This window comes from Burkholderia sp. BCC0097 (genome assembly GCF_902832985.1).
Lineage (GTDB): Bacteria > Pseudomonadota > Gammaproteobacteria > Burkholderiales > Burkholderiaceae > Burkholderia > Burkholderia orbicola.
Genome location: NZ_CADFDM010000008.1, coordinates 85,760 through 109,568, shown reverse-complemented (window position 1 = coordinate 109,568; position 23,809 = coordinate 85,760). Strand labels below are relative to the sequence as shown.

At 66.6% G+C, this 23,809-nt stretch carries 23 protein-coding genes; 16 read left to right on the top strand and 7 right to left on the bottom strand.

Annotated elements, in window-relative coordinates:
• Positions 1–26: 26 nt before the first annotated feature.
• From dkgB to HWX07_RS26375, 4 genes are all read right to left on the bottom strand, one after another.
• A complete protein-coding gene (dkgB, locus tag HWX07_RS26390; protein ID WP_175878245.1) occupies positions 27–833 on the bottom strand; it encodes a 2,5-didehydrogluconate reductase DkgB in 807 nt (268 codons plus the stop codon).
• Between the two features lie 150 nt (positions 834–983).
• Complete coding sequence (locus HWX07_RS26385; RefSeq protein WP_175878244.1) at positions 984–1,934, bottom strand: LLM class oxidoreductase; 951 nt, start codon at positions 1,932–1,934, stop codon at positions 984–986.
• A 16-nt stretch (positions 1,935–1,950) separates the two neighbouring features.
• The gene (locus HWX07_RS26380) at positions 1,951–2,274 is read right to left on the bottom strand and encodes an adenylate cyclase (RefSeq protein ID WP_175878243.1); all 324 of its coding nucleotides are present in this window, start codon (positions 2,272–2,274) and stop codon (positions 1,951–1,953) included.
• Positions 2,275–2,302: 28 nt separating this feature from the next.
• Positions 2,303–3,505, bottom strand: a complete 1,203-nt coding sequence (locus tag HWX07_RS26375; RefSeq protein ID WP_175878242.1) for an MFS transporter — start codon at positions 3,503–3,505, stop codon at positions 2,303–2,305.
• 101 nt (positions 3,506–3,606) lie between these two features.
• Here HWX07_RS26375 and HWX07_RS26370 point away from each other — a divergent pair, with 101 nt between their 5' ends.
• Positions 3,607–4,548: a LysR family transcriptional regulator gene (locus HWX07_RS26370; RefSeq protein WP_175878241.1), complete on the top strand. Its 942-nt coding sequence runs from the start codon at positions 3,607–3,609 to the stop codon at positions 4,546–4,548.
• A 70-nt stretch (positions 4,549–4,618) separates the two neighbouring features.
• Here the strand turns inward: HWX07_RS26370 and zwf are convergent, their stop codons facing one another.
• Positions 4,619–6,094, bottom strand: coding sequence for a glucose-6-phosphate dehydrogenase (gene zwf / locus HWX07_RS26365; protein WP_175878240.1), 1,476 nt, complete (start codon positions 6,092–6,094; stop codon positions 4,619–4,621).
• A gap of 202 nt (positions 6,095–6,296) precedes the next feature.
• Between zwf and HWX07_RS26360 the strand changes: the two genes are divergently transcribed.
• A complete protein-coding gene (locus tag HWX07_RS26360; protein WP_175878239.1) occupies positions 6,297–6,875 on the top strand; it encodes a TetR/AcrR family transcriptional regulator in 579 nt (192 codons plus the stop codon).
• Between the two features lie 153 nt (positions 6,876–7,028).
• Positions 7,029–7,904 carry an SDR family NAD(P)-dependent oxidoreductase gene (locus HWX07_RS26355; RefSeq protein WP_175878238.1) on the top strand — a complete coding sequence of 292 codons (876 nt, stop codon included), beginning with the start codon at positions 7,029–7,031 and terminating at the stop codon, positions 7,902–7,904.
• Positions 7,905–8,129: 225 nt separating this feature from the next.
• On the opposite strand, the gene HWX07_RS26350 is transcribed toward HWX07_RS26355, so the two are convergent.
• Positions 8,130–8,840: an IclR family transcriptional regulator gene (locus HWX07_RS26350; protein WP_175878237.1), complete on the bottom strand. Its 711-nt coding sequence runs from the start codon at positions 8,838–8,840 to the stop codon at positions 8,130–8,132.
• Positions 8,841–9,005: 165 nt separating this feature from the next.
• Here HWX07_RS26350 and HWX07_RS26345 point away from each other — a divergent pair, with 165 nt between their 5' ends.
• From HWX07_RS26345 to HWX07_RS26295, 11 genes are all read left to right on the top strand, one after another.
• Positions 9,006–9,704, top strand: coding sequence for an RraA family protein (locus tag HWX07_RS26345; RefSeq protein ID WP_175878236.1), 699 nt, complete (start codon positions 9,006–9,008; stop codon positions 9,702–9,704).
• Positions 9,704–10,651: an NAD(P)-dependent oxidoreductase gene (locus tag HWX07_RS26340; RefSeq protein ID WP_175878235.1), complete on the top strand. Its 948-nt coding sequence runs from the start codon at positions 9,704–9,706 to the stop codon at positions 10,649–10,651. Before HWX07_RS26345 ends, HWX07_RS26340 begins: the two co-directional genes overlap by 1 nt.
• Positions 10,652–10,672: 21 nt before the next feature.
• Positions 10,673–11,614: an SMP-30/gluconolactonase/LRE family protein gene (locus HWX07_RS26335; RefSeq protein WP_175878234.1), complete on the top strand. Its 942-nt coding sequence runs from the start codon at positions 10,673–10,675 to the stop codon at positions 11,612–11,614.
• An 86-nt stretch (positions 11,615–11,700) separates the two neighbouring features.
• A complete protein-coding gene (locus HWX07_RS26330) occupies positions 11,701–13,080 on the top strand; it encodes an MFS transporter (protein WP_175878233.1) in 1,380 nt (459 codons plus the stop codon).
• 46 nt (positions 13,081–13,126) lie between these two features.
• A complete protein-coding gene (locus HWX07_RS26325; RefSeq protein WP_175878232.1) occupies positions 13,127–14,278 on the top strand; it encodes a porin in 1,152 nt (383 codons plus the stop codon).
• 11 nt (positions 14,279–14,289) lie between these two features.
• Positions 14,290–15,336, top strand: coding sequence for an amidohydrolase family protein (locus HWX07_RS26320; RefSeq protein ID WP_175878231.1), 1,047 nt, complete (start codon positions 14,290–14,292; stop codon positions 15,334–15,336).
• Positions 15,333–16,613, top strand: coding sequence for an MFS transporter (locus HWX07_RS26315; RefSeq protein WP_175878230.1), 1,281 nt, complete (start codon positions 15,333–15,335; stop codon positions 16,611–16,613). The genes HWX07_RS26320 and HWX07_RS26315 overlap by 4 nt, the downstream gene beginning before the upstream one ends.
• A complete protein-coding gene (locus HWX07_RS26310) occupies positions 16,610–17,848 on the top strand; it encodes an MFS transporter (RefSeq protein ID WP_175878229.1) in 1,239 nt (412 codons plus the stop codon). Before HWX07_RS26315 ends, HWX07_RS26310 begins: the two co-directional genes overlap by 4 nt.
• Positions 17,849–17,859: 11 nt before the next feature.
• Positions 17,860–19,182 (top strand): MFS transporter, encoded by a 1,323-nt coding sequence (locus tag HWX07_RS26305; protein WP_175878228.1) that lies wholly within the window; start codon positions 17,860–17,862, stop codon positions 19,180–19,182.
• Between the two features lie 2 nt (positions 19,183–19,184).
• Positions 19,185–20,117, top strand: coding sequence for an amidohydrolase family protein (locus HWX07_RS26300; RefSeq protein ID WP_175878227.1), 933 nt, complete (start codon positions 19,185–19,187; stop codon positions 20,115–20,117).
• Positions 20,118–20,294: 177 nt separating this feature from the next.
• On the top strand, positions 20,295–20,690 hold the full coding sequence (locus HWX07_RS26295) for a tautomerase (protein ID WP_175878428.1): 396 nt from the start codon (positions 20,295–20,297) through the stop codon (positions 20,688–20,690).
• 127 nt (positions 20,691–20,817) lie between these two features.
• Here the strand turns inward: HWX07_RS26295 and HWX07_RS26290 are convergent, their stop codons facing one another.
• Positions 20,818–21,783, bottom strand: coding sequence for a GlxA family transcriptional regulator (locus HWX07_RS26290; RefSeq protein ID WP_175878427.1), 966 nt, complete (start codon positions 21,781–21,783; stop codon positions 20,818–20,820).
• Between the two features lie 314 nt (positions 21,784–22,097).
• Between HWX07_RS26290 and HWX07_RS26285 the strand changes: the two genes are divergently transcribed.
• Both HWX07_RS26285 and HWX07_RS26280 read left to right on the top strand, forming a co-directional pair.
• Positions 22,098–22,907, top strand: coding sequence for an SDR family oxidoreductase (locus tag HWX07_RS26285; RefSeq protein ID WP_175878226.1), 810 nt, complete (start codon positions 22,098–22,100; stop codon positions 22,905–22,907).
• Positions 22,908–22,938: 31 nt separating this feature from the next.
• A complete protein-coding gene (locus HWX07_RS26280) occupies positions 22,939–23,808 on the top strand; it encodes a type 1 glutamine amidotransferase domain-containing protein (protein WP_244130037.1) in 870 nt (289 codons plus the stop codon).
• Position 23,809 lies beyond the last annotated feature (1 nt).

The following is a 23,809-nucleotide window of genomic DNA, read 5'->3' as shown; positions in this document are numbered from 1 at the left end:
TCATATCGGATGAAGCCGCCGCGTGCTCAGTCCCACTTCGGCGCGAGGCCGGCCGGGTCGACTTCGCGGCCGTTGCGCTCGAGCGCGGCGATCTGCGCCATGTCTTCGTCGGTCAGGCGCAGCGTCCGCGCGAGCAGGTTGCTCGCGAGGTTCTCGCGCTTGGTCGACGACGGAATCACCGAGTAGCCGAGTTGCAGCGCCCACGCGAGTGCGACTTGCGCCGGCGTCGCGTCGTGACGCTGCGCGATCGCGCCGATCACCGGGTCGCCGAGCACCTTGCCGTACGCGAGCGTCATGTACGACGTCACGTGGATGCCTTCGGCGTTCAGGAACTCGACCAGCTTGCGGTTCTGCAGGTACGGGCTCAGTTCGATCTGGTTCGTCGCGATCGCATCCTTGCCGACGGCCGCGATCGCTTCCTTCGTCAGTTCGATGTTGAAGTTCGAGATGCCGATCTGGCGCGTGAGACCCTTCGCCTTCGCCTCCGCCAGCGCGGTCATGAACGCGTCGATCGACACGCCATTGCCCGGCGCCGGCCAGTGGATCAGCGTCAGGTCGACGACGTCGGTGCGCAGCTTGCGCAGGCTTTCCTCGAGGCTGGCCGCCAGTTTCTCCGGCGCGTAGTTGTCGACCCAGATCTTCGTCGTGAGGAACAGGTCTTCGCGGCGCACGCCCGATGCGGCGATCGCTTCGCCGACTTCGGCTTCGTTGCCGTAGATCTGCGCGGTGTCGATCGCGCGGTAGCCGACTTCGAGGCCGTTTCGGACCGAGTCGATGACGACCTGGCCCTGCAAGCGGAAGGTACCGAGGCCGAATGCGGGAATCTTGCTCATCTGTGCTCCTGAAAGAGGGGGAACGATTGCGGTATGGAAGTCATTCTGGCGCTTGAGACTGATGAAATAAACGCCTTTAGAGGTCAAAAATATTTGATTTGAAATCAAATATTGGCTCGCCATTCGCCCATTGGAATGCGCTTGCCGGCCTTATGCGGCAAGCGTCTGCGGATTCGTTTCCGGATGGAATGCGGGCAGGACGTCCGCCGCGATCTCGGCCATCGTCTCGTCGAGCGGCCGCCGGTTGCGGCGGAAATGCAGCCCGATGTGCCGCACGCCCGCGTCGCGCATCGCCGCGAGTTCCTCCGTCAGCGCGATGCGCCCCGCGCGGGCGCCGAAGCGGTGCCGCTGCAGCGGTTCGTGCGGATCTTCCGCGAGGTCGAGGTGGATGAAGCTGACGTACGGCTTGTCGCCCGCCACCGCACGCCAGTTCGCGGCGCGCTGCAGGTGATCGGCCGGCGTGCCCGGATACGCGAGGCAGCCGTCCATGTGCTCGCCGATCCACGCGGGCGTCTGCTGCGCGAGGCCCGCGACGAGCAGCGGCACCGGCGAGCGGGCGGCGGGCAGCACGTCCAGGCCGGGCGGCAGATGTCCGCGTGCGCCGTCGCGCAGCAGCGCGATCTGGTCGCGGAAGTTCGCGCCGCGCGACGCGAAGTCGCGGCCGAACAGCGGATATTCGACCGGCCGGTCGCCGCTCGCGACGCCGAGCAGCAGGCGCCCGCCGCTCAGTTCCTGGATCGTCGCGGCCGATTTCAGCGTCAGCAGCGGCTCGCGCAGCGGCAGCACGACGGCCGCGGTGCCGAGCAGGATGTCGCGCGTGATGCCGGCGAGGTAGCCGAGATACGAGAACGTTTCGAACACCTGAGCGGCGTCGCCGAACGACGGGTCGTACACCGGCACGTCGCGCACCCAGAGCGCGCGAAAGCCGAGCGTGTCGGCCAGTTGCGCGAGCTCCGCGTGGATTTCCAGGTCGGGCTCGCCGGGGTGGCGGCCGTCATGCCGGCGTTTCGCGTTGCCGGACGGGGTCCAGTCGTTGTCGAGCGGCAGTTCGATGCCGATGCTGAAGCCGCCGGCGGCGAGCTTGTCGAGGGAGGTGGACATGATCGGGTTGCTCCGTTCAGACCGCGCGCAGGCTGCCGTCGAGCCGGTAGAAATCGAGCGACGACGCGGTGAAGAACGAGCGTGACGTGCCGGCGGCGAAATCGTCGATGTGCACGACGGTGGCGCGATCGGATTCCTGCCACGAGATCGCGTAGGTCTCGCCGGCGATGGGCTGCCACGTGTATTCGACTTCGCCCTTCGCGCCCGCGTACGGGCCTTCGGTGATCTCGTAGCGCATGTGGCGGCCGTCCTCGTCGTACGCGTTGAGCGCGATGAGGCCGTCGTAACGGACTTCGAAAGTCTTGCCGGCGAACGGCGGACGTTGGGTCGATGCGTTCATGCTGGTGGCTCCTGTGAAAAGGTGACGTTCAATGGGCGAGTTCGACGGGTTCGGCCGTGCGTGCCGGCAGGCCCTGACGGCTGTCGAGACAGCCGCTCAATGCGGTGAGCGCAAACGCGCCGAGCGTGACGACGGCGGCGATCCACGGCGTGTGGCCGAGGCCGACGTTCGCGACGATCAGGCCGCCGAGCGACGAGCCGCCGGCCACGCCGAGGTTGAAGGCGGCGATATTGAAGCCCGATGCGACGTCGGTGGCGTCCGGCGCGAAGTGGCGAGCCTGCTTGACGACGTACACCTGCAGCCCCGGCACGTTGCCGAACGCCACGGCGCCCCACGCGAGCATCGTCAGCACCGCGAGCCATTTCACGTGGATCGTGAAGGTCAGCGCGAGCAGCACGATCGCGAGCAGCAGGAAGATCCGCTTGAGCGCCTTCACGGGGCCGACGGCGTCCGCGAGCTTGCCGCCCCACACGTTGCCGACCGCGACCGACACGCCGTAGCCGACGAGCACGAGGCTGACCTGCGACGGCGTGAAGCCGGCGATCTGTTCGAGCAGCGGCGCCATATAGGTGAACGCGATCAGCGAGCCGCCGTAACCGACTGCCGTCATCGCATAGACGAGCAGCAGGCGCGGCTGGGCCAGCACGCGCAGCTGGCGGGCGAGCGGCGCGGGCGGCGTCTGCGGCAGCCCGCGCGGCACGAAGGCGACCGCGCCGAGGAACGCGACGAGGCCGAACAGCGCGACGATCAGGAACGTCGCGCGCCAGCCGAAGTGCTGGCCGATGAAGGTGCCGAGCGGGATGCCGGCGACGAACGCGACGGTCATGCCGCTGAACATCGTCGCGATCGCGCTGGCGGCCTTGTCCTTCGGCACGAGCGTCGTCGCGATGATCGAGCCGACCGAGAAGAACACACCGTGCGCGAGGCCGGTGAGGACGCGCGCGACGATCAGCGATTCGTAGCCCGGCGCCTGCCACGCGACGAGGTTGCCGACGGTGAAGAGCGCCATCAGCCCCGCGAGCAGGGCCTTGCGCGGCACGCGGCCGGTGAGCGCGGTGAGGAGCGGCGCGCCGATGGCGACGCTCAGTGCATACAGGCTGACGAGCAGGCCGGCCGACGGCAGGCTGACGCCGAGATCGGCGCCGATCGTCGGGATCAGCCCGACGATCACGAATTCGGTGGTGCCGATGGCAAAGGCACTGATGGTCAGCGCAAGCAACGCGAGTGGCATGACGGGATCCGGGTTTCAGTAGGAATGGATCGCAGTGTGCCGGCTTTACTTTTGCGGAAAAACTGGTCTATAAACCAAATTGTTTTGATTTCAAATCAACAATGAAAATCACGCTCGACGAACTCCAGGCCTTTGCCGCCGTGGTCGACACAGGTTCGATCACCGCCGCCGCCCAGCAGCTCGACCTCACCGTGTCGGCCACGAGCCGCACGCTCGCGCGGCTCGAGGAGAAGCTGAAGACCACGCTGCTGCGCCGGACCACGCGCCGGCTCGAACTGACCGAGGAGGGGCGTGCGTTCCTGCAGGATGCGCGCGCGATCATCGAATCGGTCGAGAACGCGGAGGAGCAGATGCTCGCGCGGCGCGAGATGCCGTCCGGGCGCCTGCGCGTCGACGCCGCGACGCCGTTCATGCTCCACGTGATCGTGCCGCTCGTGCGCGGCTACCGCGAACGCTTCCCGAAGGTCGAGCTGGAGCTGAACAGCAACGAGGGCATCATCGACCTGCTGGAGCGGCGCACCGACGTCGCGATCCGGATCGGCCGGCTGAAGGATTCGACGCTGCACAGCCGGCGGATCGGCAACAGCCGGGTGCGCATGCTTGCGAGCCCCGACTACATCGAAGCGCACGGGCAGCCGCGCAAGGTCGAGGACCTGCCGAAGCACACGCTGCTCGGCTTCACGCAGCCCGAATCGTTGAACGTATGGCCGATCCTCGGCACGGACGGCGAGCCGTACCGCATCGAGCCGGACGTGTATTCGTCGAGCGGCGAAACGCTGCGGCAGCTTGCGCTGGAGGGCACGGGCGTCGTCTGCCTGTCGGATTTCGTGACCGCGCAGGATCGCGACGCGGGGCGGCTGGTGCAGGTGCTCGCGCGCCACACGCTCGACGTCCAGCAGCCGATTCACGCGGTGTACTACCGCAATACCGCGATCTCGTCGCGGATCGCGTCGTTCGTCGACTACCTGATCGAGGTGCTGGGCGGCGGCAGCGGCGGCGATGCGCCGGCGCGGCGCAAGGCCGCGTGGATGGAGCCGCAGTAGCGGCGCAGGGCAGGCGGCGCTGCCCTTCGGGAGCGGGCGTGCCGCATCGCGGCACGCCGTCGTGCTGCGATTACGCCTCTTCGGCCCACGACATCCCGTCGCGCGCGAGCAGGGCCGACGAAGCCGCGGGGCCGAACGTGCCGGCCGTGTACAGGCGCGGCCGGTCGCCGAGCTGCTTCCAGCCGTCGAGGATCGGCTCGACCCACGACCACGCGGCTTCGAGCTCGTCGCGGCGCATGAAGTGCGTGAGGCGGCCGCGGATCACGTCGATCAGCAGCCGTTCGTACGCTTCCGCGCGCCGTTCCGGAATCGCCTGCTGCAGGTCGAGGTTCAGGCTTACCGGCACCATGTTCATCCCGCTGCCCGGCTCCTTCGCGAGCATCTGCAGCTGGATCGACTCTTCCGGCTGGAGCTGGATCACCAGGCGGTTGCCGTAATTGCGCGGGCCGGTCGGGATGATCGAGAACGGCATGTCCGCGAACTCGATCACGATTTCCGACTGGCGGCGCTGCAGCCGCTTGCCGGTGCGCAGGAAGAACGGCACGTTCGCCCAGCGCCAGTTGTTGATGTGCGCGCGCAGCGCGACGAAGGTTTCCGCGCGGCTGTCCGCCGGCACGTTGTCTTCCTCGAGATAGCCCTTGACCGGCTGGCCGTCCACCGCGCCGGCCGTGTACTGGCCGCGCACCGTGTCGCGCGCGACGTCCGACAGCGACATCGGCCGCAGCGAGCGCAGCACCTTCAGCTTCTCGTCGCGCACCGCGTCCGGGTCGAGCGACACGGGTGGCTCCATCGCGACGATGCACAGCAGTTGCAGCAGGTGGTTCTGCACCATGTCGCGCAGCGCGCCGGTATGGTCGTAGAAGCCCGCGCGGCTGCCGACGCCGACCGTCTCCGCGACCGTGATCTGCACGCTGCGGATGTTCGGCGCCTGCCACAGCGGCCCGAAGATCGGGTTGCCGAAGCGCAGCACCATCAGGTTCTGCACGGTTTCCTTGCCGAGATAGTGGTCGATCCGGTAGATCTGCGATTCCTCGAAGTGCTTGCCGACCGCATCGTTGATCGCCTTCGCGGACGCGAGATCGTGGCCCAGCGGCTTTTCGAGGACGACGCGCGAGTGCGCGTCAACGAGGTGCGCGGCCGACAGGTTGTCGCAGATCGTCGTGAACAGCTCCGGCGACGTCGACAGGTAGAACACGCGCACCGCGTCGCTACGCGCCGCTTCGGCGAGGCGCAGGTAGTCGTCCGGCACGTTCACGTCGATCAGCACGTACTTGAACAGGTCGAGGAAGCGGCTCCACGCGTCGGCGTCGTACGCCTTCTCGTCGATGAACGGGCGCGACTGCTCGTCCATGAACTTGCGATAGCCGTCGATGCCCCAGTCGCGGCGGCCGACGGCGATGATGCGCGTCTCGGGCGGGAGATTGCAGTGCAGGTGCGCCATGTACAGCGCGGGCAACAGCTTGCGGGCGGCCAGGTCGCCGCCGCCGCCGAAGATGATCATGTCGACGGGCCGGTCGGCCGCCGTCTGGGAAGGCTGATTCGTCATGGGAGGTTCGCGGTTTGAAACGGTGAACGTGAAACGAACGTCGAGGGCAATGAGGCGCCGGATGCTCGGGCGCCGGTACGGCAAAACGCAATAGTGCACCGTTTTGATGGTTTGCGTATGCGTTCCCCCGGATGTAACAGGGCTTGCGTTCCGGATGCCGGGTTGATTATGATTGAGCGCTCACTCATTAAAGGAATCGAACGTGGCCCGACCGCGCAGTCCCGACAAGCACGACGCCATCCTCGCCGCGGCCGCGCGTGCGCTCGCCGAGGACGGCGCGAGCGCGACGACCGCGCGCATCGCGAAGCTCGCCGGCGTGGCGGAAGGCACGGTGTTCACGTACTTCGAGACCAAGGATGCGTTGTTGAACGCGCTGTACGTGAGCCTGAAGGCCGGCCTGCGCGAGGCGATGATGACCGGGTTTCCGGAACACGCGCCGGCCGAGCAGGCCGTGCGGCATGCGTGGAACGGCTACGTGTCGTGGGGCGTCGCGAATCCGGACGGGCGCCGCGCGCTGCAGCAGCTCGGCGTGAGCGGCCGCATCGACGATGCGCATCGGGCGGCCGGCGCGGAAGGCTTCGGCGGGATCGGTTCGCTGCTGCGTGAACAGGTCGGCGCGTCGGGCACGCTGAACCGCGACGAAGCCCATGCGTTCTGCTCGGCGTTGTTCACGTCGATCGCGGAAACCGCGATGGAGTCGATCGCACGCGATCCGGCGCGGGCCGACGCATACCGGGAAGCGGGATTTCGCGCGATGTGGGCCGTGTTGCACACGGTGTGAATCAGGGATGGCCGTCGTGGCGGCGTGTGCCGCGACGACGGGCAGGGCGTTTCAGGCAGGGCGATGCAGGTCATGAAGGATCGATACGTCGCCCATATTAATGAGTGAGTAATCATTCATTTTCATCGTTTCACCACGATCAAGGAGTGGAAAATGTCGAAAGTCTGGTTGGTAACGGGGGCCGCGCGCGGCCTCGGGCGAGCGATTTCGGAAGCGGTGCTGGCGGCGGGCGACCGGCTGGTGGCGGGCGCCCGCGATCCGGCGCGACTGGCCGATCTGGCCGAGCGGTATGGCGACCGGCTGCTGCCGGTCGAACTCGACGTCACCGACGAAGCGGCGGCCGCGCAGGCCGTCGCGGCAGCATGCGCCGCGTTCGGCCGCATCGACGTGCTGGTGAACAACGCGGGCTACGGCCACACGGCGCCGTTCGAGCAGATGAGCGCCGACGCTTTCCGCGACCAGATCGAAACGAACCTGTTCGGCGTGATCAACCTCACGCGCGCGGTGCTGCCGACGATGCGCGCGCAGCGCGCGGGGCACATCTTCCAGGTGTCGTCGGTCGGCGGGCGGACGTCGACGCCCGGGTTGTCCGCGTATCAGGCCGCGAAGTGGGCGGTTGGCGGATTCAGCGACGTGCTCGCGAAGGAAGCCGCGCCGTTCGGCGTGCGCGTGTGCACGCTCGAGCCGGGCGGGATGCGCACCGAATGGGCCGCGCAGGCGAAGCGCGGCGTCGACGATCTGCTGCCCGACTATCAGCCGTCGGTCGGGAAGATCCTCGACCTGCTCGGCGCGTATGGCGGCCAGGAGATTGGAGATCCCGCACGCATCGCGGCGCTGATCGTCGACCTGTCGCGCCGCGACGACGTGCCGCTGCGCCTGCTGCTCGGCGGCGATGCGCTGTTCGTGTGCGAGCAGGCGGAACGGCAGCGCGCGGAAGAGGTGGCGCGGTGGCGGGACGCCACGCTGTCGACGCAGTTTCCGGATGCGAAGCTGCCGGACGGGCTGGATGCGTTGAAGGCGTTCGAGTAAGGGCGGCCCCGTCGCGGACGGCGCGTCGAGCGCGTCGCTCGTGCAAGCCGGGTCGCGTGCCGGCGCGCTCGATTTTCTCGGCAGACCCGGTCGGACGGGCCGTCGCATCGATGCGGCGGTGCATTCGTCATGCCGCAGCGTGCGGGTGCGGCGTCGTGCGAAGGTGTCCGCGGTCAGGCGACGAACGGCTCGTCGCCTTGAACCATGCCTGTGTCAAAACGGCGATCAGGTGCCGTACAGGTTCTCGCAGAGCGCGACACTCGCCCCCAGCTTCCGGGATAGATCGGCCGCCGCGTCCAGTTGCGGTCGATCCAGCTCGCCCGACTCGTGCGCGACGCTGAGGCGAGACGCAGGGCCGGAAAGCGTCAGTGCCGCCATGAACTTGTCGCCGGCGCCGAAGATCGGCACCGCGAACGCTGCTGTGTGCACATCGCGTGCACCCGCGGTGAAGAGGGGCAGTGCGGGCGGCTTGTCGTATATCGGTTCGCCGAGTCCCCAGAAACGGATCACGTGGCTGATGGCCGTGTCGTCGAGCGGCAGCATCGTCCCCGCGAGCCGCGTTTCACGCAGGCCTTCGGACGGTTCGACCCGGAACAGGCAGAGCCGCTGCCCGTTGTCGTGCACGTAGTACGATGCGCTTTCTTTCGTCAGCGCGGCTAGCGCATGCAGCGCCGGTTCCACCACCGTGGACAGATGGAAGGATTGCTCGTACAGCTTGCCGAGGTACAGCACGCGGTGCCCAAGCGAATAGTTGCCAGACTGTGCGCGCACGACATAGCCCATTCGCTCCAGCGAGTTCATCAGGCGATAGACCGTCGTCTTGTGCATGCCGGATGCCTGCGACAGCATCGCGAGCGACTGCGATTCGGCGCCGGGCTTGAAGCAGTCCAGCAGCGAAAGCGCCTTTTCCACGGCAACCACGCCGTCATTACCCATTGCTTCTCTCCCGTCGACACACAACAGATATTGTACAGAGTAAAACGGTGGTTTACCACGTAAAAGGGTAAACGCCAGTGCCGTGACGCGCCTCGTCTGGCTATAGTGATTTCACCACGTACACCAGTGTTGTACAGAGTACAACGCGCAACCCGAGGTCGAATCATGAGCAAGACATCCGCCAGCACTTCTTCGATCAACCGCGACATTGAACGCGTCTCGCCGGAACTCGTTCAGGCGGCCGCGCGTTATCAGGCCGCGATCCTCGCCGACGTCGCCGGCCGCCGCGGCACGGTGCATGGCCGCGTGCGGCCGTTGTCGCCGAAGATGAAGGTCGCCGGCCCGGCGGTCACGGTCGAAGTCCGCGCGGGTGACAACCTGGCGATCCATGCGGCGCTCGCCGTCGCGAAGCCGGGCGACGTCGTCGTGGTCGACGGCAAGGGCGACATCTCGTGCGCGCTGCTCGGCGAAATCATGGCGGCGCAGGCGAAGGCGAGCGGCATCGCCGGCATCGTCATCGACGGCGCGGTGCGCGACGCGCACGAACTGGCCAACGGCGACTACCCGATCTTCGCGGCCGGCCTCAATCCGTGCGGCCCGACCAAAAGCGTCGCGGGGCGCGTGAATGCGCCGATCTCGCTGGGCGGCACGACGGTGAATCCGGGCGACCTGGTGGTCGGCGATGCCGACGGCGTCGTCGTCATTGCGCGCGCCGACGTCGCGCGCGTCGTCGATCTCGCGCAGAAAAAGCTCGACGTCGAAACCGCGCGTATCGCGGCGATCCACAAGGGCGACCTTCGTCCGGGCTGGATCGAGAAGGAGCTGCGCGCAGCCGGCATGCTGGCCGAAGGCGAGGCGCTGTGATGCAGACCGCTTCGCACAAGCCCGTCGTCCTCGTGACCGCTGCCGACCTGGCGCCGCAAGCGCTCGAGATGCTTGCGCAGTTCGACGTCGTGTTCGCCGGCAAGCAGCCGACCGAGGACGACATCGTGGCGCTCTGCACCCGGCACAAGCCGGTCGCGATCATCGTCCGCTACGGCAAGGTCAACGCCCGCATCATGGACGCCGCCGAAAACCTGCAGGTGATTTCGAAGCACGGCAGCGGCATCGACGTGATCGATCAGGACGCGGCCGCCGCACGCGGCATCGCGGTGCGCGCCGCGGTCGGCGCGAATGCGGCCGCCGTCGCCGAGCACGCATGGGCGCTGCTGCTCGCGTGCGCGAAGTCGGTTCCGCAGCTCGATATCCGCATGCGCGAGGGCCATTGGGACAAGGCGACGCACAAGTCCGTCGAACTCGACGGGCGCACGCTCGGCCTCGTCGGCCTCGGCGCGATCGGCCGGCGTGTGGCCGCGATCGGTGCGGCGTTCGGCATGAAGGTGCTCGCGTTCGATCCGTTCGCGAAGGAAGCGCCGGCCGGTGTGAAGCGGGTGCCGCTCGACACGCTGTACGCGGAGTCGGACGTCGTGTCGCTGCATTGTCCGCTGACGGCCGACAACCGCCGGATGCTCAACCGCGACACGCTCGCGCGTTTCAAGCGCGGCGCGATTCTCGTCAATACCGCACGCGGCGGCTTGATCGACGAAGCCGCGCTTGCCGACGCGCTGGCGAGCGGCCACTTGCGCGCGGCCGGCCTCGACAGCTTCGACGTCGAGCCGATGACGGTGCCGCACCCGTTCCAGCAGATCCCCAACGTGATTCTGTCTCCACATGTCGGCGGCGTGAGCGATGCCGCGTACGTGAACATGGGCAAGGGCGCGGCTGCCAACGTGCTCGCGGTGCTCGACGAACGCGCGCACAGCGCGGCTTGAACCCTGGACATCGAGGTACGCATGTTTTATCTGACGAGTCCCGACGTGCGCGAAGCCGACGTGTTCACGCGCATGCCGGAGAAGTTTCGCAAGCCGGACGCCCGCACGGAATGGGCGCGCGCGAACCGCGGCGGCATGGTCACCGATTCCTTTCTCGAAGGGCCGGTCTGGGACCCGGACGGCTATCTGTTCGTCACCGACATTCCGCACGGGCGCATCTTCCGCATTTCGCCGTCGGGCGACTGGGATCTCGTCGTCGAATACGACGGCGAGCCCAACGGGATGAAGCGCTTCGACGCATCGCACCTGATCATCACCGACTACCGGAACGGCCTGATGCTGCTCGATATCGAGCGCGGTGAAATTCGCCCGTATCTCGAGCGCCGCAACACCGAGCGCTTCAGGGGCGTGAACGACCTGACGTTCGACTCGGCCGGCAACCTCTATTTCACCGACCAGGGGCAGACCGGGCTGCACGATCCGACGGGCCGCGTGTATCGGCTGTCGCCCAACGGCAAGCTCGACATGCTGCTCGGCACCTGCCCGAGCCCGAACGGGCTCGTCCTGTCGCGCGACGAGAAGGTGCTGTTCGTCGCGATGACGCGCGGCAATGCCGTGTGGCGCATGCCGCTGCAGGCCGATGGGTCGGTCACCAAGGTCAGCCAGTTCTTCACGTCGTACGGACCGAGCGGCCCCGACGGCCTCACCGTCGATCTCGAAGGCCGCCTGTTCGTCGCGAATCCGGGGCTCGGCCGCGTGTGGGTGCTCAACCATTGCGCGGAGCCCGTCGAAATCCTGACCGGACCGAAAGGGGCGTCGCTCACGAGCGTGTGCTTCGGCGGCCCCGACATGAAGACGCTTTTCATCACCGAATCGACGTCCGGTTCCGTCCTGAAAGCGGACATGAGCATTGCCGGCCCGCTGCCGAAACAGGCAGCGAAACGGGCAGTGAAGCAGGACTGAGACCCACGAGCCGGGAAGCCGCGCGTCGGCTTCCCGCCAGCATGCCGAAAGATCGCGCCGCCAGCCGCGCGACGAAGGAGACAAGCATGACCATTTCGCACGCGCTGCGTGCCGGCGACGACGCACCGCGCGCCGACGCGCCATCCGCGGAGCGCCTGGCCGGCGACGATTACGCGGCCAGCGAGCGCACGCTCGCGAAGGCGTTCCGGCGCATCCTGCCGTTCATCTTCGTCTGCTACGTGATCAGCTATCTCGACCGGACCAACGTCGGATTTGCCGCGCTGACGATGAACAAGGATCTCGGTCTGACCGCCGAGCAGTTCGGTGTCGGTGCAGGCCTGTTCTTCATCGGCTATTTCCTGTTCGAGATTCCGAGCAACCTGATCATGCAGAAGGCCGGGGCGCGCGTATGGATCGCGAGAATCATGATCACGTGGGGCCTGTTCTCGATGGCGACGGCATTCGTCGTCGGACCGAAGAGCTTTGCGGCCGCGCGTTTTCTGCTCGGGCTCGCCGAGGCGGGATTCACGCCCGGCATCTACCTGTATTTCACGCACTGGTTTCCCGGCAAGTGGCGCGCGAAGGTGACGGCCGCCTTTCTCGTCGGCATTCCCGTCGCAAACATGATCGGCTCGCCGATTTCCGGCGCGCTGCTCGAACTCGGCGGCCTGCATGGGCTGCGCAGCTGGCAGTGGCTGCTGCTGATCGAAGGCGTACCGGCGGTGATCCTCGGCATCGCGTGCCTGTTCGTGCTGGCCGACCGTCCCGAGAAAGCCGCGTGGCTCAGTGACGAAGAGAAGGCGTCGCTCGCGAAGCGCCTCGCGTTCGAGCAGCGCGACATCGGCGCGAAGCACGGCAGCACACTGCGCGACGCGATGACGAACTGGCGCGTGTTCGTGCTCGCGTTCGTCAACTTCTGCGGGATCGTCGGCTCGCTCGGCGTCGGCTTGTGGATGCCGCAGATCATCAAGCAGTTCGGCGTCGAACACGCGGTGGTCGGTTGGCTGACGGCCATTCCGTATGCGATCGGCGCTGGCGTGATGCTTTGGTGGGCGCGTATCGCCAATCGCGCGGCCAACCGCATTCCGTATGTCGCCGGTGCACTGGCACTCGCCGCGGCGGCGTTGTGTGCGAGCGCCTTCATTCATGCGCCGGTTTTCAAGCTGATCGCACTGTGCGCCACGGTGAGCGGAATCCTCGCGTTCCAGGCGACTTACTGGGCCATCCCGTCGGGATTCCTCACCGGCCGGGCCGCCGCGGGCGGACTCGCGCTGATCGTGTCGGTCGGCAATCTCGGCGGCTTCGTCGGGCCGTCGATGATCGGTGCGCTCAAGCAATTCTCCGGCGGCTTCACCGCGCCGCTCATCGCCGTGTCGGGTGTGCTGCTGCTCGGCGCGTTGACCATCGCGTGGCTCGGCGATCCGGGCTCGGGCGCCGGCGAAGCGCCTGCCGCCCGCGAGCCGTGAATTTTTCTTCGTCGGACCCACCCATAAAAAACAGTTTGGAGACTTCATGTTGTCGAATCACGTCAGCCGCAATACCCGCCCGACATCCCGCTTCGTGCTCGGCGCCCTCACCGTCGCGAGCGCGGCCTCGTGGTGCGGTGCCGCCCATGCAGAAAGCAGCGTCACGCTGTACGGCATTGCCGACGTCGGCATCGAGCACATCAACAACACGAGCACCGGCGGCGCGCAGACGCGCGAAGCGTCGGGCAATCTGTCCGGTTCGCGCTGGGGGCTGAAGGGCGTCGAGGATCTCGGCGGCGGCATGAAGGCCCTTTTCCAGCTGGAAAGCGGCTTCAACATCAATGACGGCACGACCGCGCAGTCGACGAAAGGCCTGGGTTCGAATGCCGCCACGACGTCGCGGATTTTCGGCCGGCAGGCGTGGGTCGGGCTGGCGTACCGGGGCCAGCAACTGACGTTCGGCCGCCAGAATTCGCTCTTCTACGAACAGGCCGTGGCCTTCGACCCGATGGGCGCGTCGTCGCGGTATTCGGTGCTGTCGGTCGACTACGCGGCGGCCGCGCGTATCGACAATTCGGCGAAGTACACCGGCGTGTTCGGCCCGCTGACGGCGCAGGCCATGTACAGCACCCGCTACGACACCGGGTATGGCGCCGAGGTGCCGGGCGCGCAACTCACCGGCCGCTTCTTCAGCGGGGCGCTGACTTTCGCGCAAGGGCCGCTCGCCGCGAGCGTGTCGTACGAGCAGCGCAACAGCAACACCGTCGCGACCAACACGGGCATCGAGCGGCGCGCCACGGCCGCCGCGTCGTATGCGATCGGACCGGTGAAGGGATTCGCCGGTTATCGCTATCTTCAGGCGTCGAACGCGTTCCTGCCGGCGAACCCGATCCGTGTCGCGAACGGCGCCGACGCCAGCGCGGCGAACCTGTACTGGGCCGGCGCGCAATACGCGGTGTCGCCGGCGTTCGTGGTCACGGCGACGGCCTATTACCAGGACGTGCATTCGACGAGTGCCGACCCGTGGCTCGCCGTGCTGTGTGCGGATTATCTGCTGTCGAAGCGCACCGATATCTATGCGACGGCGGGTTTCGCGCGCAACAAGGGCGGCTCCGCGCTCGGCGTGAACGGCTATGGCACGGTCGCGCCCGATCACAACCAGACGGGCGTGGTGATCGGCATGCGCCAGAAGTTCTGACGGCGAGCGCGATGCAGACCGTTCATGCGCCCCATCTGCCCGTCCGGCCCGAGTGGCTCGCCCTGCGCGACGAGCCGGTGCTCGAACCCGAGCTTGCCGTCGTCGACGCCCATCACCACCTGTGGGACCGCCAGACCGGTCGCTATCTCGCGGACGAGTTCGGCGCGGACGTGCGCAGCGGGCATCGGGTCGTGTCGACGGTCTACGTGCAGTGCCGATCGATGTTGCGTGCAAGCGGGCCGGAGGCGTTCAAGCCGGTGGGCGAAGTGGAATTCGCGAGCGGCGTCGCCGCGATGTTCGACAGCGGCGCATACGGCCCCGCGCGGTGCTGCGAGGCCATCGTCGGCGGCGCCGATCTGTCGCTCGGCGCGGAACTCGAGGCAGTGCTCGACACGATGCTGCAGGTGTCCGGCGGGCGACTGCGCGGGATCCGCAATCCGCTCGCATGGCATGCGAGCCCCGACGTGCGGTCGAGCCCGGTGACGCCGCCGTGCGACCGGATGTCGGAGCAGGCTTTCAGGCAGGGCGTGACGACGCTCGGCCGCTACGGGCTGTCGCTCGACGCGTGGGTCTATCACACGCAGCTCGATGATCTGTACGAACTCGCGCGCGCGTCCGAGGACGTCATCGTCGTCATCGACCATTTTGGCGGCCCCGTTGGCGTGGGGCCGCATGCCGGCCGGCGTGCCGAAGTGCATGCGCAGTGGAAACGGCAACTCGCGCGTCTCGCCGCGCTGCCGAACACGCGCATGAAGCTCGGCGGCGCTGGCATGACCGTGTTCGGCTTCGACTTCGCCGCGCGCGAGCTGCCGCCGTCGTCGCAGGAACTGGCGGCGGCGTGGCAGCCGTATTTCAACACCTGCGTCGAACTCTTCGGCGTCGATCGCTGCATGTTCGAAAGCAACTTCCCCGTCGACAAGGGGATGTTCGGCTATCGCGTGCTGTGGAACGCCTTCAAGCGACTCGCGTCCGCGATGTCGGCCGATGAAAAGGCCGCGCTGTTCAGCCGGACGGCCGCATCGACGTATCGCATCGCGCTTCCCGGAGACAACCCATGAAGACGAATGCAACCGTGGCGACGCAGGACATGGCGTCCGCAGCCGCGGAAAAAGGACTTACGCGCATGACCGGTATCGAGTGGCGTTCGCTGTCGCTCGCGGGGCTCGGCTGGACGTTCGAGAGCTACGACTCGTTCCTGCTGTCGCTGCTGCTGCCGACGCTCGCGCTGCAGTTCGGGCTGAGCAAGGCGCAGCTCGGCATGTTCACGAGCGTCACGGCGGCCGGACAGATCATCGGCGGCATTCTGTTCGGCTTCGTGTCGGACCGGATCGGGCGTGTGCGCACCGCGCTGCTCTGCGTCGGCATCTACTCGCTGTTTTCCGGCCTGATCGCATTTGCGCCCGATGCGCACTCTTTTGCCGCGTTGCGCTTTTTCGGCGCGCTCGGCATGGGCGGAACCTGGACCGCCGGCGCGGCGCTCGTCGCGGAAACCTGGCATCCGAGCCGGCGCGGCAAGGGCGGCGCGCTGATGCAGATGGGCTTGCCGATCGGCGCGATTCTCGCGATCGCGATCTCGGGCATCGTCGGCGCCGCGCATGGCGGGTTGGGCGGCGACAGCTGGCGTCTGCTGTTCCTGATCGGCGCGTCGCCGTTCTTCATTCTGTTCTGGGTCGCGCGCAAGACGCCGGAGTCGCCGATCTGGCTCGAACGCCGGCACGCGAAGTCGCAGGCCCGCAAGCTCGACACCGCGAGTCACGAGAAGCTGAACGTGCGCGGCCTGCTCACCGCCTTCTGCTTCATCTTCTTTTTGCAGTACCTCTACTGGGGCGTATTCACGTGGACGCCGACGTTCCTCGTCACGGTGAAGCACCTCGACTTCGTGCATAGCCTGAAGTTCGTGCTGGCGTTGCAGTTCGGCGCGATCACCGGGTTCCTGCTGTTCTCGGCATGGGTCGACCGGCTCGGCCGGCGGCCGATGTTCCTGGCCTACCTGCTGGTCGGCGCGCTGGCCGTCGGCGTGTATATCGTGTCGGCGAATCCGTTGCTGCTGATGACCGCGATCTTTCTGACCGGCTTCAGCGTGAACGGGATCTTCGCGGGTGCCGGCCCGTTCCTCGCGGAGATCATCGGCAATACGGCATCGCGCGGCTTCTTCATGGGTCTCGCATACAACGGCGGCCGGCTCGGCGGTTTCATCGCGCCGTTGGTCATCGGTGCGCTGGCGTCGACGTCGGGCGGCTTCGTGCTCGGGCTCGCGACGACAATCGTCGCGTTCGTCGCCGCGGCCGCGGTCGTGCTGTTCGCGCCCGAAACGCGCGGAAAGGCGCTGTCATGAACGTGGCGACGCAAGCGGGTTGGGTGAACAGGCTGTTTCCCGCGCTGTCGGAGGCGTCGCTGCGGCGCTACCTGAGCGGGAAGGTCGCGTCGGTGCTCGGCAGCTGGACGCAGAACGTCACGCTGAATCTGCTGATCTATCACCTGTCCGGCTCGGCGGCGATCCTCGCGCTGCTCAACTTCCTGCTGTACGGGCCGCAGTTGATCGTCGCACCGGTGGCGGGCTCCCGCATCGGCTCGGCCAACGCGCGCCGCGTGACGCTCTGCGTGCTGACGGCGTCGCTGCTGCTGACGGGCAGCCTCTTCACGTTGTCGCTGCTCGGCCTGCTCGGCGTGAAGCTGATCCTCGCGCATGCGCTGGCGATCGGCGTGTCGAGCGCGGTGGAAACGCCGGCGCGGCAGGTGCTGCTGCTGACGAGCCTGCAGGATGCGACGCACACGTCCAACGCGGTCGCGATGAACACGATGGTCTACAACGTCGGACGCATGGTCGGCCCGACCATCGCCGGATTCGTCTATCCGACGCTGGGGCCCCGCACGTCGTTTGCGATCTATGCGCTCGCGCTGTGCTTCATGGCGGCGTGCGTGCGGTCGATCCGGGCAGCGTCGGTGGACCGCCCGTCGCGCGCGGAAAGCGGCCTGCGCGACGCGGTCGGCTACGTGCTGTCCGATGCGTTCTCGGCCCGCTATCTGCCGATTCTCGCGTGCATCGGCTTGTTCGCCGGCAGCTACCAGACGCTCGTGCCGCTGCTCGCGGACCAGGGCTTTCACGACGCGGCGCGCTTTACCGGCGTGTTCTTCGCGTGCGCCGGCGCCGGCTCGTTGAGCGCGGCGGTGCTGCTGTCGTCGGCGCTCGGGCCGCGCGCGTCGCACCGGTTCATCGCGTATGCGCCGTGGACGGCAGTCGGCGCGCTGGCCGTGCTGGCCGCGACGACCGATGCGGCGGGATCGATTCCCGCGTTCTATGCGCTCGGCTTCAGCCTCACCTTCGCGGCCACGTCGACGAACGCGACGATTCAGCGGCAGTGTCCGGAACACGTGCGCGGCGGACTCGTCGGGATGTACGGCATGGCCTACAACGGCACGATGCCGTTCGGTTATCTGCTCGTCGGCAGCGCATCCGAGGCGCTCGGCGTGCGACACACCTTCGCCGCAATGGCCACCGTGCTCGCGTGCGGCGTCGTGGCGGTCATCGCGTGGCAACGGTTTACAGGAACGCGCCCAGGCGCACAATAAACGGAGACAACATGCAAACCGCTTTCATGGACGCGTCCGCGATCGAGCGCCGGACCATACGAAAGGTCGTCTGGCGACTCATTCCCTTTTTGATGATCTGCTACCTGCTTGCCTTCATCGACCGGGGCAACGTAGGGATGGCGTCGCTGCAGATGAACCATGACCTCGGGATGTCGGCGCAGGTGTTCGGTTTCGGCAGCAGCCTGTTCTTCATTTCATACTTCTTTTGCGAAGTGCCGAGCAATCTCGCGCTGCAGAAATACGGCGCGCGGATCTGGATCGCCCGGATCATGATCACGTGGGGCATCGTGTCGGCGGCGACCGCGCTCGTGCACAACGCGACGACGTTCTACGTGCTGCGTTTCCTGCTGGGCGCGGCCGAGGCCGGCTTTTTCCCCGGCGTGCTGCTTTATCTGTCGTACTGGATTCCCGCGCAGTATCGTGCGCGGATCGTCGCGACGTTCATGGTCGCGATTCCGGCCGCGAGCTTCATCGGCTCGCCGGTCTCCGCGCTGCTGTTGCAGATGGACGGCGTCTGGGGCCTGCGCGGATGGCACTGGCTGTTCATCCTCGAAGGCATTCCGACCGTGCTGCTCGGCATCGCGTGCCTGTTCGTGCTGACGAACAAGCCGGAGAACGCGAAGTGGCTCGACGACGACGAGCGTGCGTGGCTCTCGACCACGCTGGCCGCCGGCCACAAGACGCGCAAGAAGGTGCCGTCGCTGCCGCTTTCGCAACTGTTCCGCAACCGCTACGTGCTGTGCCTCGCGCTCGTCGACACGTGCGCTTCCGCGGCAGGCAGCACGCTGTCCGTGTGGCAGCCGCAGTTGCTGAAGTCGTTCGGCCTGACCGTCATGGAGACCGGCCTGCTGAATTCGGTGCCGTATGCGGTGGCCTCCGTCCTGATGGTCTACTGGGGCCGTCGCTCGGACCGCGTCGGCGAACGGCGCTGGCACACGGTCGTGCCGATGCTGCTGATCGGCGTGGGCCTGTTCGCGACGTCGCTGAGCGGATCGCTGCTGCCGACGGTCTGCATGCTCTGCGCGGTACTGGTCGGCGCGTATTCGTTCAAGGGCCCGTTCTGGGCGCTCGCGACCGACATGCTGTCCAACAGCACCGTGGCGGCCGGGCTCGCGACGGTCAATGCGATCGCGAACCTGCTCGGCGGCGGGCTGATGGTGAACGTGTACGGGTGGGTGAAGGCGGCGACGGGCAGCTACGCGCTCGCGTTGATGCCGCTCGCGATCCTCACGCTCGTGAGCGTCGCGACGCTGCTGCTGCTCACGCGCAATCATGCGGCCGGCAAGCTGGTCGGCAAGACGGGGACCATCTGATCATGGCGCGCATCGCGAGACGCGAGTTCCTCAGGATCGCCGGCGCGACGCTGGCTTCGGCTGCATTGCCGAGGCTGGCCGCCGCCGACGAAACGTGGTCGAGCGGCACCGAGCGGCCGGCGTTCCAATTGCCCGAAGGGGCGATCGACTGCCATATGCACATCTACGACGACCGGTTTCCGGTCGCGCCGGGCACGACGCTGCGCCCGCCGAATGCGACCGTCGCGCAATACCGGCGCGTGCAGACGCGGATCGGCGTGAAGCGCAACGTGGTCGTGACGCCGTCGACGTACGGGACGGACAATCGCTGCACGCTGGCGGCGCTCGCGCAGTTCGGTGACGACGCGCGCGGCGTGGCCGTCGTCGACGGCACCGTGAGCGACGACGAACTTCGGGCGCTCGATCGCGGCGGCATCCGCGCGATCCGGTTCAACCTGAGCTATCCGGGCGCGACGACGCTCGACATGCTGGCGCCGCTCGCCGCGCGCATCGCGAACCTCGGCTGGCATATCGAGTTGGTGGTGCAGGGCGCGCGGCTGCCGGAGCTGGAGCCGCATCTTGCGGCGTTGCCTTGCCCGCTCGTCATCGACCATATCGCGCATGTGCCGCAGCCCGGCGGGCTGCCGTCGGCCGCGTTTCGTACCGCGCAACGCCTCGTGGAAAAGGGCCATACGTGGATCACGTTGTCGGGGCCGTACGTCGACAGCAAGACGGGCGCGCCTGCCTACGACGACGTCGCGCCGGTCGCGAAGGCGCTGATCGACATGGCGCCGGAACGCATGCTGTGGGGCACCGACTGGCCGCATCCGACGCAGAAGACGGACAAGCCGGATGATGCAAGCTTGCTGGACGTGATCGCCGGCTGGATCGGGCGGCCGGACTGGCAGCAGCGGATATTCGTCACGAATCCGGCGAAGTTGTATGGATTTGCATAGCGCGGGGAGGATGTCGCGAGACGCCTCCGCGAACAGGTGTCGTTTTTGAGCCCGTGTCCGGAATCGTGGCTTATTCGACATGGTGAGGGCGGCGAGCCGGGTGCCAGAATCGGCTGACGGCATCTGGACAGGCCGATGCCGCACGCGTTCGATCAATCACCCGGAATCCTGAATACCATGCCCTATCTGCAACTGGACGTGAACGACCACTATTCCGTGGAAACCAAGCAGTCGCTCGCCGCCAAAATGAGCGAGACCTATGCGCGGATGATGTCGGTCGATATTCGGCGTATCAGCGTCGCGATCCGCGAGCTGGGGCAAGGCGGTGTCTGGCGTATTGCCGCGGCCGGCGAGGCGCCTGTCCCGGTCGCCGTGATGATGCTGGATATCCGACAGGGCCGCCCGCCCGGGCAGCGCATGGAAGTGGCGCAGGCACTTTGCGCGCACTGCGTGGAGATTCTCGGCTTGCGTGAGGATCGGCTCAATGTCGAATTCACGCAGCATTCCGGCGACGAAATGTACCACCCGGCGCTGGGCGGCTATAGCCCGGAGTGGTCTTCCGGCGAGCAGTAGACTTTTCGTCTGGGTTGCTGGCTGCTTGCAGCCCTGACGCTTCATTGACGGAAACCCACTCGTCATTTGCGATGGACGAAGCGAGCGCTCACGGTCTGGGTAAGCAAGACTGCGCGTACCGGTCCGCCTATTGGTTCAACAAACCGTGGTTCATGAGCGGCGCAACCCCGGAGGCTCGCTGTATGGTCTGCGGCGGTTGCCCAAACGCGCGCAGAAATGCCTGGCGCATGCGCTCGCGGTCGCCGAAGCCGGTTTCTCTCGCAATGATTTCGATCGGGTGGCGCGTCGTTTCCATCATCAGGCGGGCGGCTTCCACGCGCAGCCGCTCGACTGCCTTCGCGGGAGATTGCCCCGTCTCCTCCCGGAACACGCGACTGAATTGGCGCGGGCTCAAGCGTGCCGCCTCTGCCAGGCGTTCCACCGACAGATCGCTCGCCAGGTTTTCGCTCGCGTAGGTCAGCGCCATTTGCACGCGGTCCGATCGCGCGTTCAGTTCCAGCAAGGTCGAGAATTGCGACTGGCCGCCGCCGCGCCGTTGGTACAGCACGAGCTTGCGCGCGACCATGCGCGCCGTTTCCAGTCCGAAGTCGCTTTCGACGATCGCGAGGGCGAGATCCACCCCGGCGCTCATGCCGGCCGACGTCCAGACCTGACCGTCCACGACGAAGATGCGATCTTCGTCGAGTTGCACGTTCGGATATTGCTTCTTGAAATCCCGCGCGTGATACCAGTGCGTCGTGGCCCGTTTCCCGTCGAGGAGCCCGGCGGCCGCGAGGACGAACGCGCCCGTACATATCGACGCAATGCGCCGCGAGTGGAAGGGCGCGCGGTGCAGGAACTCCACCAGCGTCGCCGACGGAAGCCGGCATTCGTTGTCCCCGGCGACGATGAGCGTGTCATATCCCGCTTTGGCCAGCGGTTCGGTGTTGACCGAAAAGCCCTGCGACGACATGACCGCGCCGCCGTGCTCGGACACGATTCGGAACTGGTACACCTCCTCGCCGCGGAGCAGATTCGCGTACTCGAACACGCTCGCCACCGCGAGCGCGAGCGACTGGAAATTTGGGTAAACAACGAGCCCTACGGTGTGCATGACGTCCGCCATGTGCGTGTCCTGATCAATTGAATCTAGCATAAAACGGACATCGTCACGGGCTGCGGCGGCGTGTCATCCAATGGCATTGCGCGCGGCCGCCTTCGGGACGCAAGGCACCGAGCGGAGCCAACGACAGAAACGATTTTGGGTAATCGAGCGCCTGTTCCAAAGGACGAATCTGCAAGGTTTCCGGTCAGTGCACGGATGGCATGAATCATTGCATATATGACATTGAGGATGAGGTCGGTCGAAGCCAGAATTCGTTCCACGAACCGACACCCGGTCGGCTCGATTCACGGAACGGAAAAATCATGACCACTTCCACGAAAGGCACCGCGCTGATCACCGGCGCATCGGCTGGCATCGGCGCCATTTACGCAGACCGCCTCGCGAAACGCGGCTACGACCTCATCCTCGTGGCGCGTAACCAGGACCGTCTGAACACGCTCGCACGCCGCCTCACGGCCGAGACCGGCCGCTCGGTCGAGACCGTCGCCGCCGATCTGAACGACAAGGTTGCGCTCGCGAAGATCGAAGGCATCCTGCGCGAGAACAGCACCATCACGATGCTGGTGAACAACGCGGGAATCGGCTCGGTCGCGTCGATTCTCAACGGCGACGTCGACACGATGGAGTCAATGATCCATCTGAACATCACGGCGCTCACGCGCCTGACTTACGCGGTCGCACCGGTGTTCGCCAGCAAGGGCACGGGCACCATCATCAACATCAGCTCGGTCGTGGGTATTGCGGTCGAACTGCTCAACGGCGTGTACAGCGCATCGAAGTCGTATGTGCTGAGTTTCGGTCACACGCTTCAGCGCGACCTGGCGGACAAGGGCGTACGCGTGCAGACCGTGCTGCCTGCAGCGACGGCGACCGAGTTCTGGGATGTGGCCGGCTATGCGAAGCAGAAGGAGGCCGCCAGCACGATGACCGCCGACGACCTGGTGGATGCCGCGCTTGCGGGCCTCGATCAGGGCGAGCTCGTGACGATCCCGACGCTGCACGACGGCGACGGCTGGACGCAATGGGAAGCGGCCCGCCGCGCACTCACGCCCCAATTCGCCAACGCCAAGGCCGCTCCGCGCTACGTGGCGGATGCCGGGACCGGCGCTTGAACCGGCTCACTCAATTTTTCGGAAGGGATTGATGATGAACATCCTCAGGATCGGTGCTGCCGTACTCGCCACGGCATCCGCGTTTGCGTTGCCGGTGGGCGTATCGGCGCAGTCGCGCGGCAAGGTGCTGGTCGTCATGTCGAGCGCTCACGAACTCGATTTGCGCGACGGCAGGAAATATTCGACCGGCTATTACCTCAACGAATTCGTCGTTCCGTACCGCAAGCTCGTCGAGGCTGGCTACGAGCCGGTGATCGCCAATCCGAACGGCGACATGCCGGTGATGGACGCGAACTCGAACAACAAGCTGTTTTTCGGCGGCGACGATGCAGCGCGCGCGGATGCGCTGAAGTACGCGCAAGGTATCGCGCAACTGAAGCATCCGAAGACGCTGGCCGCCGTCGTCTCGGAGGGGACCGGCGGTTACGTCGGCCTGTTTATTCCGGGCGGCCATGCGCCGATGGTCGACCTGCTCAAGGACCGGAATCTCGGCAAGATCCTGGTCGGCTTCCACGACAGCGGGCGTCCTACCGCGATCATCTGTCACGGGCCGACCGTGTTGCTGTCCACACTGCGCGACCCGAATGCCTTCGTTGCATCGATGGTCGCCAACGACGGCAACGCGAATTCCTTCGCGGCTGGCTGGCCGTATGCCGGTTACCGGATGACCGTCTTCTCGACGGGCGAGGAGCAGCAGCTCGAAGGTCCGAGCGGGCTCGGCGGCAACGTGCAGTTCTATCCCGTGAACGCGTTGGCCGAAGCCGGCGCTCACGTCGACACGGTGGCGAACTGGCACAGCAACGTGGTCGTCGATCGCGAACTGATCACGGCGCAGCAGCCGATGTCGGCGCCTGAATTCGGCGACGTCCTCGTGGCGAAACTGAAGGCTCGTACGAACTGAG

What these genes read in the sequence shown, in the direction of transcription:
- dkgB (WP_175878245.1), bottom strand. Translation starts at nt 833, where the DNA reads ATGAGCAAGATTCCCGCATTCGGCCTCGGTACCTTCCGCTTGCAGGGC.
- HWX07_RS26385 (WP_175878244.1), bottom strand. Translation starts at nt 1,934, where the DNA reads ATGTCCACCTCCCTCGACAAGCTCGCCGCCGGCGGCTTCAGCATCGGC.
- HWX07_RS26380 (WP_175878243.1), bottom strand. Translation starts at nt 2,274, where the DNA reads ATGAACGCATCGACCCAACGTCCGCCGTTCGCCGGCAAGACTTTCGAA.
- HWX07_RS26375 (WP_175878242.1), bottom strand. Translation starts at nt 3,505, where the DNA reads ATGCCACTCGCGTTGCTTGCGCTGACCATCAGTGCCTTTGCCATCGGC.
- HWX07_RS26370 (WP_175878241.1), top strand. Translation starts at nt 3,607, where the DNA reads ATGAAAATCACGCTCGACGAACTCCAGGCCTTTGCCGCCGTGGTCGAC.
- zwf (WP_175878240.1), bottom strand. Translation starts at nt 6,094, where the DNA reads ATGACGAATCAGCCTTCCCAGACGGCGGCCGACCGGCCCGTCGACATG.
- HWX07_RS26355 (WP_175878238.1), top strand. Translation starts at nt 7,029, where the DNA reads ATGTCGAAAGTCTGGTTGGTAACGGGGGCCGCGCGCGGCCTCGGGCGA.
- HWX07_RS26350 (WP_175878237.1), bottom strand. Translation starts at nt 8,840, where the DNA reads ATGGGTAATGACGGCGTGGTTGCCGTGGAAAAGGCGCTTTCGCTGCTG.
- HWX07_RS26345 (WP_175878236.1), top strand. Translation starts at nt 9,006, where the DNA reads ATGAGCAAGACATCCGCCAGCACTTCTTCGATCAACCGCGACATTGAA.
- HWX07_RS26340 (WP_175878235.1), top strand. Translation starts at nt 9,704, where the DNA reads ATGCAGACCGCTTCGCACAAGCCCGTCGTCCTCGTGACCGCTGCCGAC.
- HWX07_RS26335 (WP_175878234.1), top strand. Translation starts at nt 10,673, where the DNA reads ATGTTTTATCTGACGAGTCCCGACGTGCGCGAAGCCGACGTGTTCACG.
- HWX07_RS26330 (WP_175878233.1), top strand. Translation starts at nt 11,701, where the DNA reads ATGACCATTTCGCACGCGCTGCGTGCCGGCGACGACGCACCGCGCGCC.
- HWX07_RS26325 (WP_175878232.1), top strand. Translation starts at nt 13,127, where the DNA reads ATGTTGTCGAATCACGTCAGCCGCAATACCCGCCCGACATCCCGCTTC.
- HWX07_RS26320 (WP_175878231.1), top strand. Translation starts at nt 14,290, where the DNA reads ATGCAGACCGTTCATGCGCCCCATCTGCCCGTCCGGCCCGAGTGGCTC.
- HWX07_RS26315 (WP_175878230.1), top strand. Translation starts at nt 15,333, where the DNA reads ATGAAGACGAATGCAACCGTGGCGACGCAGGACATGGCGTCCGCAGCC.
- HWX07_RS26310 (WP_175878229.1), top strand. Translation starts at nt 16,610, where the DNA reads ATGAACGTGGCGACGCAAGCGGGTTGGGTGAACAGGCTGTTTCCCGCG.
- HWX07_RS26305 (WP_175878228.1), top strand. Translation starts at nt 17,860, where the DNA reads ATGCAAACCGCTTTCATGGACGCGTCCGCGATCGAGCGCCGGACCATA.
- HWX07_RS26300 (WP_175878227.1), top strand. Translation starts at nt 19,185, where the DNA reads ATGGCGCGCATCGCGAGACGCGAGTTCCTCAGGATCGCCGGCGCGACG.
- HWX07_RS26295 (WP_175878428.1), top strand. Translation starts at nt 20,295, where the DNA reads ATGCCCTATCTGCAACTGGACGTGAACGACCACTATTCCGTGGAAACC.
- HWX07_RS26290 (WP_175878427.1), bottom strand. Translation starts at nt 21,783, where the DNA reads ATGCACACCGTAGGGCTCGTTGTTTACCCAAATTTCCAGTCGCTCGCG.
- HWX07_RS26285 (WP_175878226.1), top strand. Translation starts at nt 22,098, where the DNA reads ATGACCACTTCCACGAAAGGCACCGCGCTGATCACCGGCGCATCGGCT.
- HWX07_RS26280 (WP_244130037.1), top strand. Translation starts at nt 22,939, where the DNA reads ATGATGAACATCCTCAGGATCGGTGCTGCCGTACTCGCCACGGCATCC.